The 16,987-nt window shown below is 61.8% G+C and carries 10 protein-coding genes; 5 read left to right on the top strand and 5 right to left on the bottom strand.

Going from position 1 to position 16,987, the window contains the following annotated elements:
* The first annotated feature begins 57 nt into the window (after positions 1–57).
* Both G7025_RS25835 and G7025_RS25840 read left to right on the top strand, forming a co-directional pair.
* Positions 58–912, top strand: coding sequence for a CAP domain-containing protein (locus tag G7025_RS25835; RefSeq protein WP_181081829.1), 855 nt, complete (start codon positions 58–60; stop codon positions 910–912).
* Positions 913–1,069: 157 nt separating this feature from the next.
* Positions 1,070–3,256: a GAF domain-containing protein gene (locus G7025_RS25840; RefSeq protein WP_181081830.1), complete on the top strand. Its 2,187-nt coding sequence runs from the start codon at positions 1,070–1,072 to the stop codon at positions 3,254–3,256.
* A 5-nt stretch (positions 3,257–3,261) separates the two neighbouring features.
* Here the strand turns inward: G7025_RS25840 and G7025_RS25845 are convergent, their stop codons facing one another.
* The 5 genes from G7025_RS25845 to G7025_RS25865 form a co-directional block, all read right to left on the bottom strand.
* Positions 3,262–4,428, bottom strand: a complete 1,167-nt coding sequence (locus G7025_RS25845) for a GGDEF domain-containing protein (protein ID WP_181081831.1) — start codon at positions 4,426–4,428, stop codon at positions 3,262–3,264.
* A gap of 51 nt (positions 4,429–4,479) precedes the next feature.
* Positions 4,480–6,717: a 1,4-alpha-glucan branching protein GlgB gene (gene glgB, locus G7025_RS25850; RefSeq protein WP_181081832.1), complete on the bottom strand. Its 2,238-nt coding sequence runs from the start codon at positions 6,715–6,717 to the stop codon at positions 4,480–4,482.
* Positions 6,714–10,061 carry a maltose alpha-D-glucosyltransferase gene (gene treS, locus G7025_RS25855; RefSeq protein WP_181081833.1) on the bottom strand — a complete coding sequence of 1,116 codons (3,348 nt, stop codon included), beginning with the start codon at positions 10,059–10,061 and terminating at the stop codon, positions 6,714–6,716. Before treS ends, glgB begins: the two co-directional genes overlap by 4 nt.
* Positions 10,062–10,128: 67 nt before the next feature.
* Positions 10,129–12,114, bottom strand: coding sequence for an alpha-1,4-glucan--maltose-1-phosphate maltosyltransferase (locus G7025_RS25860; protein ID WP_181081834.1), 1,986 nt, complete (start codon positions 12,112–12,114; stop codon positions 10,129–10,131).
* A gap of 356 nt (positions 12,115–12,470) precedes the next feature.
* The gene (locus G7025_RS25865) at positions 12,471–12,965 is read right to left on the bottom strand and encodes an MgtC/SapB family protein (RefSeq protein WP_181081835.1); all 495 of its coding nucleotides are present in this window, start codon (positions 12,963–12,965) and stop codon (positions 12,471–12,473) included.
* Between the two features lie 119 nt (positions 12,966–13,084).
* On the opposite strand from G7025_RS25865, the gene G7025_RS25870 reads away from it, so the two are divergent.
* From G7025_RS25870 to mapR, 3 genes are all read left to right on the top strand, one after another.
* Positions 13,085–13,324, top strand: a complete 240-nt coding sequence (locus tag G7025_RS25870; RefSeq protein ID WP_181081836.1) for a DUF3203 family protein — start codon at positions 13,085–13,087, stop codon at positions 13,322–13,324.
* A gap of 184 nt (positions 13,325–13,508) precedes the next feature.
* Positions 13,509–14,918, top strand: a complete 1,410-nt coding sequence (gene ccoG, locus G7025_RS25875) for a cytochrome c oxidase accessory protein CcoG (protein WP_181081837.1) — start codon at positions 13,509–13,511, stop codon at positions 14,916–14,918.
* Positions 14,919–14,994: 76 nt separating this feature from the next.
* A complete protein-coding gene (mapR, locus tag G7025_RS25880) occupies positions 14,995–16,404 on the top strand; it encodes a GntR family transcriptional regulator MpaR (protein ID WP_181081838.1) in 1,410 nt (469 codons plus the stop codon).
* Positions 16,405–16,987: the final 583 nt, after the last annotated feature.

Raw genomic sequence — 16,987 nt, forward strand, 5'->3', positions numbered from 1 at the left:
CGCCAGACCGGGTTACATCGCGCATCATGGGCACTTTCAAGCTCAAGGGTAACGTCCATGCGCGTTCTGTCATTGATGATGGGTCTTACGACGCTGGCCGCCACTACGGTGTTCTGCGCCAGCGCGATGGCGAATGAAGAAAGTCAGTTGGTACAACAGATCAACGCCTACCGCAGCCAGGTGCAGCGCTGCGGCGACCAGGGCTCTCAGGAATTGCCGCCGCTGACCAGCGACACGCGCCTGGTGCTGCCGGCCAACAGCGCCGGCGATCTGCAGCAGGCGCTGGCCCGGGCCGCGTACCCGATGGTGAACGTGCAGGCCATCAGCCTGTCCGGTCCCAAGGACGCGGCAGCGGCCATGAAGGCGGTGAGCGAGAGCTTCTGCCGTGTGGTGCTGGACCCGCAATACGTCGATATCGGCGTGAGCAACACAGGCCAGGACTGGCGCATCGTGCTGGCCCGCCCATTGCTGTCCAGCGGCCGAGGCGACTGGCAGACCGAGGGCAAGCAAGTGCTCAGCCTGATCAACGCCGCCCGCGCGCAGCCGCACCAGTGCGGTACGCAAGCCTTTACAGCCACCACCGCGCTGACCTGGAATGACAACCTGGCGGGCGCGGCCAACAGCCATACGCGCAATATGGCCAACGGTAATTTCTTCGATCACCTGGACCACGATGGCCGTACCCCCGGCGACCGTGCCGAACTGGCCGGCTATACCGCCAAAACGGTCGGCGAAAACATCGCCGCCGGCCTCGACACGCCGCGCAAGGTGGTAGACGGCTGGCTTGCCAGCCCCGGCCACTGTGCCAATCTGATGAACCCGCAATTTCGCGAGCTGGGCGCCGCGTACGCCATGGACCCGAAGAGCGATGCAGGCATCTATTGGACGGCGCTGTTCGGCACACAACAATAGAGGGCGGTCGGCAACCCTCGCCTTTTAAAACCAACAGAGCATCAAAATGCCATCTCGTGGATAATCCGCTGAACTGGCGGCGGCCATTCGGGTCTGTAGCTTGGCTGCCTGGCCTATCCAAGTAACTAACGAGCGTGGCAAACAAGGTGTTACCCCAATGATGAATTGGCTGCAAAGCAGCAGCGACATGGCTGAACAGGTTCGTCAGCATGATTGGGCAAGTACGCCCCTGGGGCCGTTGGAGCAGTGGCCGGATGTTTTGAAGACCACCGTGGCGCTGTGTTTCGCGTCGAGCTTTCCCCAGGCGATCGTCTGGGGGCCGCAACTGATCACGCTCTACAATGACGCCTTCATTCCGATCCTGGGCAACAAGCCCTATGCCCTCGGCCGCCCGTTCAGTGAAATCTGGAGCGAGGTCTGGGACGAGGTCAGTCATATCGCCAGCGCGGCCTTCGAAGGCCATGCGACCTACATCGAAAACTTCCCGCTGATGATCGAGCGCGGCCCGGCGCCGGAACAGGCGTACTTCACGTTCTGCTACAGCCCGATACGCGACCCTCAGGGCAAGGTGGTCGGCATGCTCGACACCGTGACCGAAACCACCGCCACGGTGTTCCTCGCGCGTCGCCTGGCGCTGCTGGACGCCATCGGCAGCGCGGTAACCAACGCCAACGACGCCCAGGCGATCATGACCACCACCACCCGCCTGGTGGCTGAACATTTGCAGGTGAGCAACTGCGCCTACGCCGACATGGACGACGATGAAGACGGCTTTACCATCCGCGACAATTGGACCGCCCCCGGTTCGCCGAGCATTGTCGGCCGTTACAGCCTCGCGGCGTTCGGCGAACGCGCGGTCAAGTGCCTGCGCGCCGGTGAGCCGCTGGTGATCCACAACAATCTGCGCGAACTGCCGCCCCATGAAGCCGCGCAATTCCAGGCACTGGGTTTGACCGCCACCATCTGCATGCCGCTGATCCGCAACGGTCGCCTGAGCGCGCTGATGGCCGTTCACGACAAAACGGCGCGGCCGTGGTCGCAGTACGACCTGGCCGTGCTGCGCGAAGTCACCGAGCGCTCCTGGGCGCATATCGAGCGCGTGCGCGCCGACGCCGATGTGCGCGCCGGCCTGGCCGCCTATGCCGAACTCAATACCACCCTGGAACAGCGTGTCGAAGAGCGCACCCTGGCGTTGGCCCAGGCCGAAGCGGCACTTCGCCAGTCGCAAAAGCTGGAGGCCATCGGCCAGTTGACCGGCGGCGTGGCCCACGACTTCAACAACCTGCTGACCATCATTCGCTCCTCGATGGACTTTCTGCGCCAACCGGGCTTGTCCGAAGAGCGCCGCCAGCGCTACATGGGCGCGGTCTCCGATACCGTCGAACGCGCCAGCAAGTTGACCAGCCAGTTGCTCGCTTTCGCAAGGCGCCAGCCGCTGAACCCGGAAGTCTTCGACGTCGGCCAGCGTGTGCAGAATATCGGCGAGATGCTCGAGAGCGTCACCGGTGCACGTATTCAAGTGCGCGTCGAGCTGCCGACGCAGCCCTGTTTTGCACGGATCGACCCGAGCCAGTTCGAAACCGCATTGATCAATATCGCCCTCAATGCGCGGGACGCCATGGACGGCCAGGGCACGCTGACCCTGCGCGTCACCGGCCAACGCCCGCTGCCGCGCATCCGTGGCGATGCCGGCTCGCGCCAGGCGCATATCGCTATCGCACTGGCCGACACCGGCCCCGGCATTGCCAGCGACACCATCGAGCGTATCTTCGAGCCGTTTTTCACCACCAAGGCTGTCGGCAAAGGCACAGGGCTGGGGCTCTCCCAAGTGTTCGGTTTCGCCAAACAGTCGGGAGGCAATATCGACGTGGCCAGCACCCTGGGCCAGGGCTCGGTGTTCACCCTGTACCTGCCGCAGGTCGAAGCTCAGGCGTCGGTCCACCCCGGCCGGACTGACGAACCGGCACCGGCCCATGACACCGCGCACTGCCGTGTGTTGATCGTGGAAGACAATCTTGAGGTCGGACGCTTCGCCAGCCAGATCCTGCAGGACCTGGGCTACCAGACAACGTGGGCCACCGATGCCGAACAGGCGTTGACCCTGGCCGGCCAGGACGCGAACGCATTCGATGCGATTTTCTCGGATGTGGTGATGCCCGGCATGACCGGCGTAGCCATGGCCAAGGTGTTGCGCCAACGCCGCGCCGATCTGCCGGTGGTGCTCACCTCGGGCTACAGCGAAGAACTGGCGGAAAACGGCTATGAGGGATTTGAGTTCCTGCCCAAGCCCTACTCGGCCGATCAGGTCTCTCGCGTGCTGATCAAGGCCATGCTCAGGGATTGAGCGCCCTACTCCGCCACCGCGACCTGGTTGCGGCCCAAAGCCTTGGCGCGGTACAGCGCTTTATCTGCGGTATTCATCAGCCCGTGCAGGTCCTGCTGCCCAGGGTGGGTGGACGCCACACCGAGGCTGGCCGACAGGCCCTTGACCGGCTCGGCGGCCATGCCGGCGATGGACGCAATCAACTGCTCGGCGATAGCGCGCGCCGTCTCCAGCGAAGTGTTGGGCAGCAGCACCGCAAATTCCTCGCCGCCCAGACGCCCGTACACGTCGGCCTGCCGGAACGAGGTGCTGATCACTGCGCCGATCTGGCGCAGCACCTGGTCGCCGGCCTGGTGGCCGTAGGTGTCGTTGATCTGTTTGAAATGGTCCATGTCGAGCATCAGCGCGCACAGCGGCTGCTGGTGATGTCGACACTGTGCGTACAACGCCTGGGCACGCTCGAAAAACGCCCGGCGATTCATCAGCCCGGTCAGTTCGTCGGTCTGTGCGGCACGAGTGGATATGCTATGGGCACGTTCCATCTGCCGCGTCAGGCGGAAAGCCTTCTCCAAGGCGTCGGACAGCTTGCGGGTGGCGCTGAATACAAAAGTGGAGAACACCAGCACCGCAATCGCGACGCCGACCTGCATCGACGACGGCTGCAGCAACAGCCACACCGTGCAGGGCATCAGCACGAGGCTGATGGAGACCACCGTCATGTAGCGATACGCCGAATAACAGGACACCGCAGCCACCGACATGCCCACGGTGAACAGCATGACCAGCACCTGGGACAGGCGGTCATCGGTGGGTATCAGCGCAAACGCACCGCCGCCCCAGATCCCCGCAGAAAGCACCAGCGTGATCCAATAGCGCCGTTCCCAGCGCGCCGGCAGGCGCTCGCTGTTGGGGCAGCGAAACCACTCCATGAACATCAGGATGCGCAACAGCGATGAAACGCCCAGGGCCGCCAGCCAGACCAGCATGATGGGTTGATCCAGGCGGTCCCAGCACAACCAGCACAGCATCGCCGCCGCCAGATAGCTGCCGAATATCGCCGCGAATGACTGCCGGAACAGCTGGTGCAGGCGGTCGGCCCGCACTTGCTGCTCGATGCGCTCATCCTGATCCTGCCCGTGTCCAAGGCCATTCATGAAATACGCCTGATTCCGTTGCCGCGACAAAGGCGCCATTGTGGCACCCTGCCAGCAACGCGGACAACAGAATCCCGCACCGCAGAGCCTTTAACTCGGCTCGGGCCGCAGAATCAGCACCCCCAGTGGCGGCAGATTCAACGACAGCGAAACGGGCTGACCATGGCGCGGCTCGTCGACGGTGAACACTTCGCCACCATTGCCGAAATTGGAACCGGCGTACATATCCGCGTCACTGTTGATCACCTCGCTCCAGCGCCCGGCAAACGGCACGCCCACGGCATAGTGCTCGCGAGGCACCGGCGTGAAGTTGGCCACCACCAACACCGGTTTGCCGTCCTTGCTCCAGCGCAGCCAGGCGTAGACGCTGTTGATCGCATCGTCGCCGATCAGCCACTGGAAACCTTGCGGCGCGTCGTCCTGCTCGTGCAGGGCCGGCTCCTGGCGGTACAGGCGATTCAAGTCGCCCACCAGCTTTTGCACACCCTGATGTTCCTGGTATTGCAGCAGGTACCAGTCCAGTTGCTGGTCATGGTTCCACTCGCGCCACTGGCCGAATTCGCAGCCCATGAACAGCAACTTCTTACCCGGATGCATCCACATGAACGCCAGGTAGGCGCGCAGATTGGCAAATTTCTGCCAGCGGTCGCCGGGCATCTTGTCGATCAGCGAATGCTTGCCATGGACCACTTCGTCATGGGAGATCGGCAGGATGAAACGCTCGGACCAGGCATACACCAGACCGAAACTCAGCTCGTTGTGATGATGGGCACGGTATACCGGGTCCTGCTGGATGTAGTGCAGCGAGTCGTGCATCCAGCCCATGTTCCATTTGTAATTGAAGCCCAGGCCGCCTTGCTGGGTCGGCTGGCTGACGCCAGGCCAGGCCGTGGACTCCTCGGCGATCACCAGGGCTCCCGGCGCCTCCAGCGCAACCACGTCGTTCAAGTGGCGCAGGAAGTCGATGGCCTCCAGGTTCTCGCGCCCGCCATGCCGGTTGGGCACCCACTCGCCGGCTTTGCGCGAATAGTCGCGATACAGCATCGATGCCACCGCATCCACGCGCAGACCATCGACGTGGAAGTGTTTGAGCCAGTGCAGCGCCGACGCCAGCATAAAGCCGTGCACTTCGGTGCGGCCCAGGTTGTAGATCAGCGTGTCCCAATCCTGGTGGAAGCCTTCGAGCGGGTTGGCGTATTCGTACAGCGCGGTGCCGTCAAATTGCGCCAGGCCGTGGGTGTCGGTCGGAAAATGCGCCGGCACCCAATCAAGGATCACACCGATATCAGCCCGGTGGCAGGCATCGACGAAGTAAGCGAAATCTTCCGGCGAGCCGAAGCGCGCGCTGGGCGCGAACTGCGACAGGGCTTGATAGCCCCAGGACCCGCCAAACGGGTGTTCCATGATCGGCATCAGCTCGATATGGGTGAAGCCCAGTTGCTGAACATAGGGAATCAAACGCTCCGACAGTTCCCGCCAGCCGTACTGCCGGGCCACTTCACCGGCCTCGTCCAATTCGCACTGCCAGGAGCCGACGTGCAATTCATAGATCGACAAGGGCGCGCTGGACTTTTGCTTGTCGGCACGCGCCTGCATCCAGTCGTGGTCCTGCCAGTCCACTTGCAGCGGCGCGGCAACTTTCGAGGCGGTGTCCGGCGGCAGTTGGGTCGCCAGCGCCACGGGGTCGGCCTTGAGGGGCAAAATACCGTGGGCACCGAGAATCTCGTATTTGTAGGCGGCACCCGGCTGCAGGCGTGGGATGAAGATCTCCCACACGCCGGAAGGATGACGCAGGCGCATCGGATGACGGCGTCCGTCCCAGATATTGAAGTCACCCACCACCGACACACGCCGGGCATTCGGTGCCCACACGGCAAAGCGCACGCCCTGCACGCCGTCGACGCTGGTGACCTGTGCACCCAGGCAGTTGCCCAGGTCGCGGTGATTGCCCTGGGCAAACAGATACAGGTCCATTTCGCCCAGCAGCAATTGGCTGAAGCTGTAGGGGTCTTCGGTGATCTGCTCGCCGCCGGCCCACTGAATTTTCAATAAGTACGGCTGACGAGTAGAGAAGTGCCCGACAAACAGCCCAGGCACCTGAGTCGCGTCAAGGCTGCCGAGCGTTTCGCCACCGTCGCGGCTCAGCACCTGCACACTCAATGCCTCCGGCAGGAATGCACGGATAAATTGGCCACCCTGCTCATCGTCATGGGGCCCGAGAATCGAAAACGGGTCGTGGTGCTCGGCGCGCACCAGCGCTTCGACGTCCTTGGACGCCGGCATTGCAGTCAACTTTGGCTGCAGCGGTTCTTTATGTGTATAGCTCATGACGTCTCCCCACCGCGTGCAGTTTTCGATATAGGTATAAGCCCGCTCAACAGGCTGTGCAGCCCTTGCAGAGGCACGGGCAACCAGGTCGGGCGGTTTTCCGCTTCGTAGGCCACTTCATACGCGGCCTTCTCCAGGCTGAACAAAGTCAGCGCGGCGTCCTGGCCGTTGGCATCCTGCCAGTCATGCGCCAGTGTAGACGTAGCCTGCTGATAAGCCTGGATAAATGCCTGACGCGCCTCCTTCACATAGCGCTCGGTCACACGCTGGCGTGCCTGATCGGCCTGGGCCGAATGGTCGACGCCTTGCAGATTCAAAGCCATCGCCGCCGCGTAATCGAAGGAGCGCAGCACACCGCTGACATCTTTGTACGGGCTGTGCTTGCCCCGTCGCTCATGCAGCGGTCGCGCCGGTTCGCCTTCGAAGTCGATCAAATAGGCATCGCCCTTCACCACCAGTACCTGGCCGAGGTGCAGATCGCCATGGACGCGAATGCGCAAGCCGCCCAAGGTGGCCTTCGCCAGGCTGTTCACGTGCGTGGCGATGGCTTTTTTCTGCGCCAGCAATTCACTGACCAGTGCCTGATCGGCAGGGTTCAATTGGTTTTGATGCAGTTCGAGCAGTTGCAACGCGCGACTGATCTGCGCCCCGACATCCTTGGCCCAGGCCTGGGTGTCCTTGACGCTGGTGACTTCGGGCTTGAAGTCTTTATGGGTGGTAGTGGCGCCGAGCACTTGATGCATTTCGCCCAGGCGCTGGCCGAGCAGTGCGGCAAAATCCGCCAGTTCGCCCAGGGCGTTGTAGTGCTGCTCCTGCTCGGAAAGGGCCTCGGCCAGTTCGTCACGGATCGCGCGTTCCAGATTGTTCTGGGTCCATGTCCAGGCGTCGCCCTGGTTGCTTAGATAGCCCTGGGCGATCATCAGCAGGTTGTCCTGGCCGTCACTGTCGTGACGCACCATGGCGCCCATCAACGGCGAAATATTCGCGTAACCGGCTTCGGTCAGGTACGCGCTCATCTCAAGCTCCGGGTGCACCCCGGCGCTGACTTTGCGGATTAACTTGAGCACCAGGCTCTCGCCTATCACCACCGAACTGTTGGACTGCTCGGCAGACAAGTAGCGCACCGGCGACTCATCGTTCAATTGCAGCGCGCCCAGGTGTTGCGTCGCGTCGAACCGCAACTCGCCGTCATTGCAGGCCAGCCGCGTGCCGGCTTGCAGGCCCTGGATCACCGCGCGAACAAAATGCTCAAGGCTGAACGCGTCGGTCACCAGCCCCACTTGGCGGGCTCGACGTACCCGGGCCATGGCCAGTTGCTGCGGCAAAGCGCTGGTGAATTGGTCTTCACCGAGGAAGCCCAGCGGCAATTGATAACGGCTGACCTGGCCGCCGGCACTGACTTCCAGCTCGCTCAGCAACACCGGATGCTCGGCATCGCCAAATCGCACGCCGTAGGCAATGCGTACGCTGTCGATCGCCGTGTCCTTACCGGCAAACCAGCGCCGCTTGGGCAGCCAGGCCGGCAATGAGGTCTGTTCCAGGGTGGTGCGGCAAGGTTCTTCGAGCAGTTCTTCCATGCGTTTTTTCAATACCAATGTGGTGAAGTCGGGCATGCTCTGCGCCGGTTCCACATGCCAACTGGGCATCTGGTTTTCCGCGGCGAGCACGAACCAATAAAACCCGTAGGGCGCCAGGGTCAGCAGGAAATTCAGCTGGCCGATGGGCGGGAACGCGTTGCCGCCGAGCATCTCTACCGGGACCATGCCGGCAAATGCCGACAGGTCCAGCTCGGCCGCCTGGGCGCTGCGCGACACGTTGGCCACGCACAGGATGATCTCCGTGCGGCCATCGGCGCCGGTGTATTCGCGGGTGTAGGCCAGGATGCGGCGGTTGGCCGGCGAGAGCATTTTGAGGCTGCCGCGACCGAACGCCTTGGACTGCTTGCGTACCGCCAGCATGCGCCGGGTCCAGTTCAGAAGGGAGTGCGGGTCCTGGGTCTGGGTTTCGACGTTGACCGACAGATAACCGTAGAGCGGGTCCATGATCGGCGGCAACACCAGGCTGGCCGGGTCGGCGCGGGAGAAGCCGCCGTTACGGTCGATGGACCATTGCATCGGCGTGCGTACACCATCGCGGTCGCCCAGATAGATGTTGTCGCCCATGCCGATTTCATCGCCGTAATACAGGGTGGGCGTGCCCGGCATCGACAGCAGCAGGCTGTTAAGCAATTCGACCCGGCGGCGGTCACGCTCCAGCAAGGGCGCCAGGCGTCGACGAATGCCCAGGTTGATCCGCGCGCGACGGTCGGCGGCATAGTAGTTCCACAGGTAGTCGCGCTCCTTGTCCGTCACCATTTCAAGGGTCAGTTCATCGTGGTTACGCAGGAAGATCGCCCACTGGCAATTGGCGGGAATTTCCGGGGTCTGGCGCAAAATATCGGTGATAGGGAAACGATCTTCCTGGGCCAGCGCCATGTACATGCGCGGCATCAACGGGAAGTGGAAGGCCATGTGGCATTCGTCGCCGTCGTCGCCCTTTTTGTCGCCGAAATACAGCTGGGTGTCTTCCGGCCACTGGTTGGCTTCGGCCAGCAGCATGCGGTCGGGGTAATTGGCATCGATCTCGGCGCGGATCTGCTTGAGCACCCCGTGGGTTTCTTCAAGGTTCTCGTTATTGGTGCCATCGCGCTCGATCAGGTATGGAATGGCGTCCAGGCGCAGGCCGTCGATGCCCATGTCCAGCCAATAGCGCATCACTTCAAGCACCGCTTTCATCACGTGCGGATTGTCGAAGTTGAGGTCGGGCTGGTGGGAATAGAAGCGGTGCCAGAAGTATTGGCCGGCGACCGGGTCCCAGGTCCAGTTGGACTTTTCGGTATCGAGGAAGATGATGCGGGTGCCGTCGTATTTCTGGTCGTCATCGGACCACACGTAGAAGTCCCGTGCGGCCGAACCGGGCTTGGCCTTGCGCGCCCGCTGGAACCAGGGGTGCTGATCGGAGGTGTGGTTGATCACCAATTCGGTGATCACCCGCAGGCCGCGTTTGTGCGCTTCGGCGATAAAGCGCTTGGCGTCGGCCATGGTGCCGTAGTCACTGTGCACGCCTCGGTAGTCGGCAATGTCGTAGCCATCGTCGCGGCGCGGCGATGGATAAAACGGCAGCAACCAAATGGTGTTCACGCCCAGATCGGCGATGTAGTCGAGTTTGGCGATCAAGCCTGGAAAATCGCCGATCCCGTCATTGTTGGAATCGAAAAAAGATTTTACGTGCACCTGATAGATCACCGCGTCCTTGTACCAGAGCGGGTCTTTGATAAAGGTGGCAGCCTTGGGTTTCTTCGCCATTGGAAACTCCTGAAACACTCGATAAATCTTGCAGGCTCAATATGGAAGGGGCTTGCCCCTTCCCACATCAGGTGGTGATGCGCCAGATCCCGAACGGCATCTGCGGTTCCAGGCGCGTCCACTGAGTCTTGCCATACCAGGTCCAACGATGGCCGTTCATCAAGTCTTCGCCTTGGGTCTGGGCATCATCCGGCAGGCCCATCTCCCACAATGGCAGTTCGAAATGGGCTTCCTGGGCGTTATAAGGGTCCAGGTTGACCGCCACCAGAATGAAGTTACTGCCGTCCTCGCTGCGCTTGCCGAAGTACAGGATGTTGTCGTTCCACGCGTTATAGATCTTCAAGCCCAAGTGCGTGTGCAGCGCCGGGTTCTGGCGACGGATGCGATTGAGCTGGGCAATTTCGGCAATGATGTTGCCGGGCGCGGTGAAGTCCCGTGGTCGGATCTCGTATTTCTCCGAGTCCAGGTATTCCTCTTTGCCCGGCACCGGCGCGGCTTCGCACAGTTCGAAGCCCGAATACATGCCCCACAGGCCGGAGCCCATGGTCGCCAGCGCTGCACGGATCAGAAAACCCGGGCGCCCGGACTGGTGCAGGAACGCGGGGTTGATATCCGGCGTGTTGACGAAAAAGTTCGGCCGGTAGCACTCGCGCCACGGCGACTGATTGAGCTGAGTGAAATATTCGCTCAACTCCGCCTTGGTGTTGCGCCAGGTGAAATAAGTGTAGCTCTGGGAGTAACCCACCTTGCCCAGGCGCGCCATCATTGCCGGCGTGGTAAACGCCTCCGCCAGGAAGATCACGTCGGGGTACTTGGACCGCACATCGCTGATCAGCCACTGCCAGAACGGCAGCGGTTTGGTATGGGGATTGTCGACGCGAAAGGTCTTCACGCCCTCTTCCACCCAACCCACGACGATATCGCGCAATTCGGTCCACAAGCCCGGAATCGCATCGGCGGCATAAAAGTCGACGTTGACGATGTCCTGATACTTCTTCGGCGGGTTCTCGGCATATTTGATCGTGCCGTCTGGGCGCCAGTTGAACCAGCCTGGATGCTCCTTGAGCCACGGGTGGTCCTGGGAGCACTGGATGGCGAAGTCCAGAGCGATTTCCAGGCCGTGATCGGCGGCGGCCTTGACCAGGCGGCGGAAGTCTTCACGGCTGCCCAACTGCGGATGGATGGCCTCGTGACCGCCCTCCTCGCTGCCGATGGCGTAAGGGCTGCCGGGATCGTCCGGGCCGGCGGTGAGTGAGTTGTTCCTGCCTTTGCGGTGGCTGCGCCCGATCGGGTGGATCGGCGGGAAGTACAGCACGTCGAAGCCCATGTCGTGGATCATCGACAGGCGCGAGTGCACGTCATTGAACGTGCCGTGACGCGCTGGATCGTCGGTGATCGAGCGCGGAAACAGCTCATACCAGCTGGCAAATTGCGCACGTTCACGTTCGACGTCAATCGGGTAGACCGTGCCGATGCTCAAGTAAGCGCGGTGGTCGGCCTGGGTCATCAGGTGTGCACTGTCTTCGTGCAGAAACAACGCCACTTGCTCGGTTTCCAGCAAACCGGAAAGTTCATGGTGCAGCAGCATCAGGCGATCGCGCAGTTCGTTGTCGCTGCGCTCGGCGGCCTGCTGCACCAGGCTGCGGCCTTCCTGCAGCTCCAGGCTCACCGGCACGCCGGCTTCGTGCTTCTTGCGCAACTCGTAGCAAAAGCTGGCGTAGGTATCGATCCAGGCTTCGATGCAGTATTCATGGGGCCCCTGTTGGGCCACCGTGAACGCGCCTTCCCAGCCATTGTTACCGACGTCGGTCATCACCACGCTATGCCAGCTCTCGTCACGCAGCGGGCGCCAACGGATCAGCACGGCCAGCTTGTCATGACCGTCGGCAAAGACTTTGCTGGTCACGTGAATGCGCTGGCCGACCACGGCCTTGACCGCGAACTCGCCACCGTCAATCACGGGGCTGGTGCTTTCGATCGCGATCCTGGGCAATAACAAAGCCTGGGACAGCGGCAATACGGCAGTGTCTGGAACCTGTGTTTCAGCAGTCATCGAGCATCTTCCCCTTACGCCCAGTGGACGCTCTTTGCTAGATCCGAATCCAATACGCCAGCACTCTCCCTGAGCGTTGGCGCATTAGGTCCGAGCCTGCGCCTGCATTAAAAGTTCAGGTGGATGTGCCGCCATTGGGCGGGAATCAAATCACCCGTGCGGATGTCCACCGGTAGAGCAAAGCACAAAGGAGGCCACACCGATGACGATCCCGATCCCGGCTGAAACGCCCGACCCGAATATCGATAACCCGACCCTGCCGCCTACTGAACCGGAGCCGATCCCCGAGCAGGAACCGCCTGAAAACCCTCCACCGCCCATGCAGGAGCCACCTGCCCCCCATCCTGGCGTGGTTGTCAGTCCTTCTCGAAGCGCTTGACGATCATCGGCACCACGCTGAATACCGCCAGCGCCAGCAACGTACTCAACACCGCTGTCGCTTCGCGCCCCATGCCCGCCGCCACGCCGATGGCGGCGGTCATCCACAGCCCGGCCGCGGTGGTCAGGCCCTTGACTTGCTGGCCTGCCTCGTCCTCCTTGCCTTTGAGAATGGTACCGGCGCCCAGGAATCCGATCCCGGCAATCACCCCTTGCACGACCCGACTCATGGCATCGGCCTGGTTGCCGGACATCTGCGGCACCAGCACAAACAGTGCCGCGCCCAACGCCACCAGCATATGGGTGCGCACCCCGGCAGCCTTGCCCTTGTGTTCGCGCTCAAACCCCAGAATGCCGCCCAGGAGTGCGGCGATCAGCAAGCGCACGGTGATCTGGGTCACTTGCCGCGCATCGCCGATATCGGCGAACTCAGCCTGCAGGGTCACCCACACTTCATGCCACCAAGCGTCCATACACTTTTCCTTTCTAATTATGGGTAAAGGATGGACAGCGGCGACCGCCAGTCAGTTGCCGGGAACGTCGGGCACGTGCCGACGCCCTAACGGCTGACTGTCTATGAAAGGAGAACGCCATGCCTGTCCGTATCGATAACCAGACGTGTTTTTTCAAGGTCAATGACGAAGGTCGCGAATACAGCCTGCCGGCCGCAGAAGTAACGGTAAGCACCGACATGCCCCGCGCCATGTCGTATGTGGATGTAGGTGCCGAGCGCGTCTACATCACCGAACAGGAGGCCGACGCTCTTACGGTGGCCGGCGCAATCGATGGGCGCCAGCACAAAAAGGTCACTGAATCGGGATCGGCGATTTGATTGATCTGTATCAACGCGCAGTGCAACCGACTGCACCCTGATAGCCCTGGGGTGCAGCACACTGTCGCAAGCCTGCGCCTGCAGTGCATCTGATCCGCTTTTTATCGTTCCAGCTGAGTCTGTTCTGCAAACAGCTTGCCGCGCATAGTCCATTGGCCTGATGGAGGCTGATGAGCGAACGACCATGAGCGAACGAATCCCTACCGTGGAAATGTTTGAGCCTGTGCACCCAAAGAAGGTCAAGGCCAAATCCAGCGACACCCTGATCCATACCCGCAGCTTCACCGGGCTGTTCCGCACCTTGCGCGTGCTCGGTGCCGGGTTCCTGTTCGTGGCCTTCTTCGGCACCGTGTGGCTGAACTGGGGCGGCCGGCAAGCCGTGCTATGGGACCTGGCGCAAAGCAAGTTCCACATTTTCGGTGCGACGTTCTGGCCCCAGGACTTCATCCTCTTATCGGCGCTGTTGATCATCTGTGCCTTCGGCCTGTTTGCCATTACGGTCTTCGCCGGGCGCGTCTGGTGCGGCTACACCTGCCCGCAAAGCTCGTTCACCTGGCTGTTCATGTGGTGCGAAAAAGTCACCGAGGGCGAGCGCAACCAGCGCATCAAGCTGCAAGCGGCGCCCTGGAGCCTGAACAAACTGGCGCGGCGCTCGGCCAAGCACACGTTGTGGCTGGGCATCAGTGTGCTGACCGGTCTGACCTTTGTCGGTTATTTCACCCCCATCCGCCCGCTGGCGACGGAACTGCTGACCTGGCAGATGGGCGGCGTCAGCCTGTTCTGGGTACTGTTCTTTACCGCCGCGACCTACCTCAACGCCGGCTGGCTGCGTGAAGCGGTGTGCATGCACATGTGCCCCTACGCGCGTTTCCAGAGTGTGATGTTCGATAAAGACACCCTCACCATCTCTTACGACGCCGCGCGTGGCGAGCAGCGCGGCCCGCGTAAACGCGAGGCCAGGCCGGCCGACCTCGGCCTGGGCGATTGCATCGACTGCCAGCTGTGCGTTCAGGTGTGCCCCACCGGCATCGACATCCGCGACGGCCTGCAAATGGAATGCATCGGCTGCGCGGCCTGCGTCGACGCCTGCGATTCGATCATGGACAAGATGGGCTATGCGCGCGGCCTGGTGCGGTACACCAGCGAACATCAACTGCAGGGCGGCAAGACACACCTGCTACGCCCTCGCCTGATCGGCTACAGTGCCGTGCTGCTGGTGATGATCGCCGCGCTGGTGGTGGCCCTGATGCAACGGCCGATGGTGTCGCTGGACGTGACCAAGGACCGTGGCCTGTTCCGCGAAAACAGCCAGGGCCTGATTGAAAACATCTACAGTCTCAAGGTCATCAACAAGACCCAGCAGCGCCAGCAATACCGGGTGGAGCTGGTGGAAGCCGACGGTTTCCAACTGCAAGGAAAGACCGAACTGAGCCTGGCGCCGGGGGAGATCGTCGATGTGCCGGTGTCGGTCACACTGCTGGCGGACAAGCCGGCGAGCAGTTCGCAGACGCTGCGCTTCAAGGTGACGGATGTGGATGAGCCGTGGGTCTACAGCGCGGCTGAAAGCCGCTTCGTGGCGCCGCTCAACCGCTGAGCGCGCGGTATCGAAAAATGATGATGATCCAATGTGGGATCTGCACTCATATAAAAAACAAAAGTTTAAGGCCCCCATGAAACGCTACGAAAAATTCGCCGACGACATCGCCGAACTGATCCGCTCCGGTGTCCTGGGGCCTGGCCAGCGCGTGCCGTCGGTGCGTTATGCCAGCCAGACGTACGGCGTCAGTCCCTCTACGGTGTTCCAGGCTTATTACCTGCTGGAACGCCGTGGACTGATCCGCGCCCGTCCGCGTTCCGGGTATTTCGTCAATACCCACGCACCGCGCCCGTTTTCCGAGCCGGTGGTGAGCGAGCAGGTGCATGAATCCACCGAGGTGGATGTGAGCGAACTGGTGTTCTCGGTGCTCGACTCGATCAAAGACCCCAACACCGTGCCCTTCGGTTCGGCGTTTCCCAGCCCGATGCTGTTCCCGTTACCGCGCCTGGCCCGCTCCCTGGCCAGCGCCAGCCGGGAGATGGACCCGCGCCTGGTGGTTACCGACATGTCGCCGGGCAACCCGCAATTGCGTCGGCAGATTGCCCTGCGCTATATGGTCGGCGGCCTGATGCTGCCCATGGAAGAACTGCTGATCACCAACGGCGCCCTCGAAGCGCTGAACCTGTGCCTGCAGGCCGTGACCGAGCCGGGCGACCTGGTGGCCATCGAAGCACCGGCGTTCTATGCCTGCCTGCAGGTGCTGGAGCGTTTGAAGCTCAAGGCGGTGGAGATCCCGGTGCACCCGCGCGACGGCATTGATCTCAATGCCCTGGCGCAAAGCCTTGCGCGCTACCCGATCAAGGCGTGCTGGAGCATGACCAGTTTCCAGAACCCCATGGGCGCCACCCTGCCCGAAACCAAAAAACAAGCGCTGGTGGAACTGCTGCGCAGCCACCAGGTGCCGTTGATCGAAGACGATGTGTACGCCGAGTTGTACTACGGCCAGCACGCGCCCAAGCCGGCCAAGGCTTTCGACACCGAAGGCCTGGTGATGCACTGCGGCTCCTTCGCCAAGAGCCTCGCGCCGGGGTATCGGGTGGGATGGGTTGCCGCCGGGCGCTATGCGCAGAAAGTCGAGCGTTTGAAGCTGATGACCTCACTGTGCCCATCGATGCCGGCGCAGGCGGCGATAGCCGACTACCTGCAACACGGCGGCTACGACCGGCACCTGCGCAAATTGCGCTATGCCCTGGAGGAACAGCAAAGCGCCATGCTCGCTGCCATCGGCCGCTACTTCCCGGCACAAACCCGCGTCAGCCAACCGGCCGGTGGTTACTTCCTGTGGCTGGAACTGCCGGAACAGATCGACTCGTTAAAACTGTTCCAGATGGCATTGGCCCAAGGCATCAGCATCGCGCCGGGGCCGATCTTCTCCGCAACCCAGCGCTTCAGGAATTGCATCCGCTTGAATTACGGCAGCCCCTGGACAGAAGCGTCGGAAAAAGCGATGGAGACGCTGGGGAGGATTGCGCGGTCGTTTTGACTGGAACCGAAGCGTCAGCCGGGACACGATCATCGATCGGCACAGAGGATTATCGAGCAAAGCCCGGACCTGCCGCGCTTTCTGGAAAGCCGTGATCATTACCCGCTGGCCGACGCGCTCAAGTGGCAGATCAACGGTTTCTTCAATGCGGGCTACGGCATCCGACTAAAATCCGAAGGCAGTCTGCTCAGCGAGTTTTCCAGTAAAGGTTATGCCGCGCTGCGTTATGTGTGGATATGAGCACATTGGTAGCATCCTGGTCGGCTGTGAGGCCGCCATCGGCGGCATAGATATTCTTAAAGTCTGACAAATAACTTTGTGATAGCGGGCTTGTTGTGGTGAGCAGGTTTTCTGTGGTGAGCGGGCTTGCCCCGCGCTGGGCTGCGAAGCGGCCCTATCTCAGGCGATGTGGTTTAGCTGACACACCGAGTTGCCTGGGTTTGGGGCCGCTTCGCAGCCCAGCGCGGGGCAAGCCCGCTCATACATGGACGCCCCCAGTATGCCAAGCACTCAATTCGTGAAAACACAGACGGGATAAGGTTGCAGCCATACATCCGGACTTTAAGTGAGGCGGTGCCTCTGT

This window comes from Pseudomonas lurida (genome assembly GCF_013522705.1).
GTDB classification, from domain to species: Bacteria; Pseudomonadota; Gammaproteobacteria; order Pseudomonadales; family Pseudomonadaceae; genus Aquipseudomonas; species Aquipseudomonas quebecensis.

Coding starts and splice junctions, on each gene's coding strand:
- ccoG (WP_181081837.1), top strand. CDS start 13,509: ATGAGCGAACGAATCCCTACCGTGGAAATGTTTGAGCCTGTGCACCCA.
- G7025_RS25845 (WP_181081831.1), bottom strand. CDS start 4,428: ATGGCGCCTTTGTCGCGGCAACGGAATCAGGCGTATTTCATGAATGGC.
- mapR (WP_181081838.1), top strand. CDS start 14,995: ATGAAACGCTACGAAAAATTCGCCGACGACATCGCCGAACTGATCCGC.
- glgB (WP_181081832.1), bottom strand. CDS start 6,717: ATGAGCTATACACATAAAGAACCGCTGCAGCCAAAGTTGACTGCAATG.
- treS (WP_181081833.1), bottom strand. CDS start 10,061: ATGGCGAAGAAACCCAAGGCTGCCACCTTTATCAAAGACCCGCTCTGG.
- G7025_RS25865 (WP_181081835.1), bottom strand. CDS start 12,965: ATGGACGCTTGGTGGCATGAAGTGTGGGTGACCCTGCAGGCTGAGTTC.
- G7025_RS25870 (WP_181081836.1), top strand. CDS start 13,085: ATGCCTGTCCGTATCGATAACCAGACGTGTTTTTTCAAGGTCAATGAC.
- G7025_RS25840 (WP_181081830.1), top strand. CDS start 1,070: ATGATGAATTGGCTGCAAAGCAGCAGCGACATGGCTGAACAGGTTCGT.
- G7025_RS25860 (WP_181081834.1), bottom strand. CDS start 12,114: ATGACTGCTGAAACACAGGTTCCAGACACTGCCGTATTGCCGCTGTCC.
- G7025_RS25835 (WP_181081829.1), top strand. CDS start 58: ATGCGCGTTCTGTCATTGATGATGGGTCTTACGACGCTGGCCGCCACT.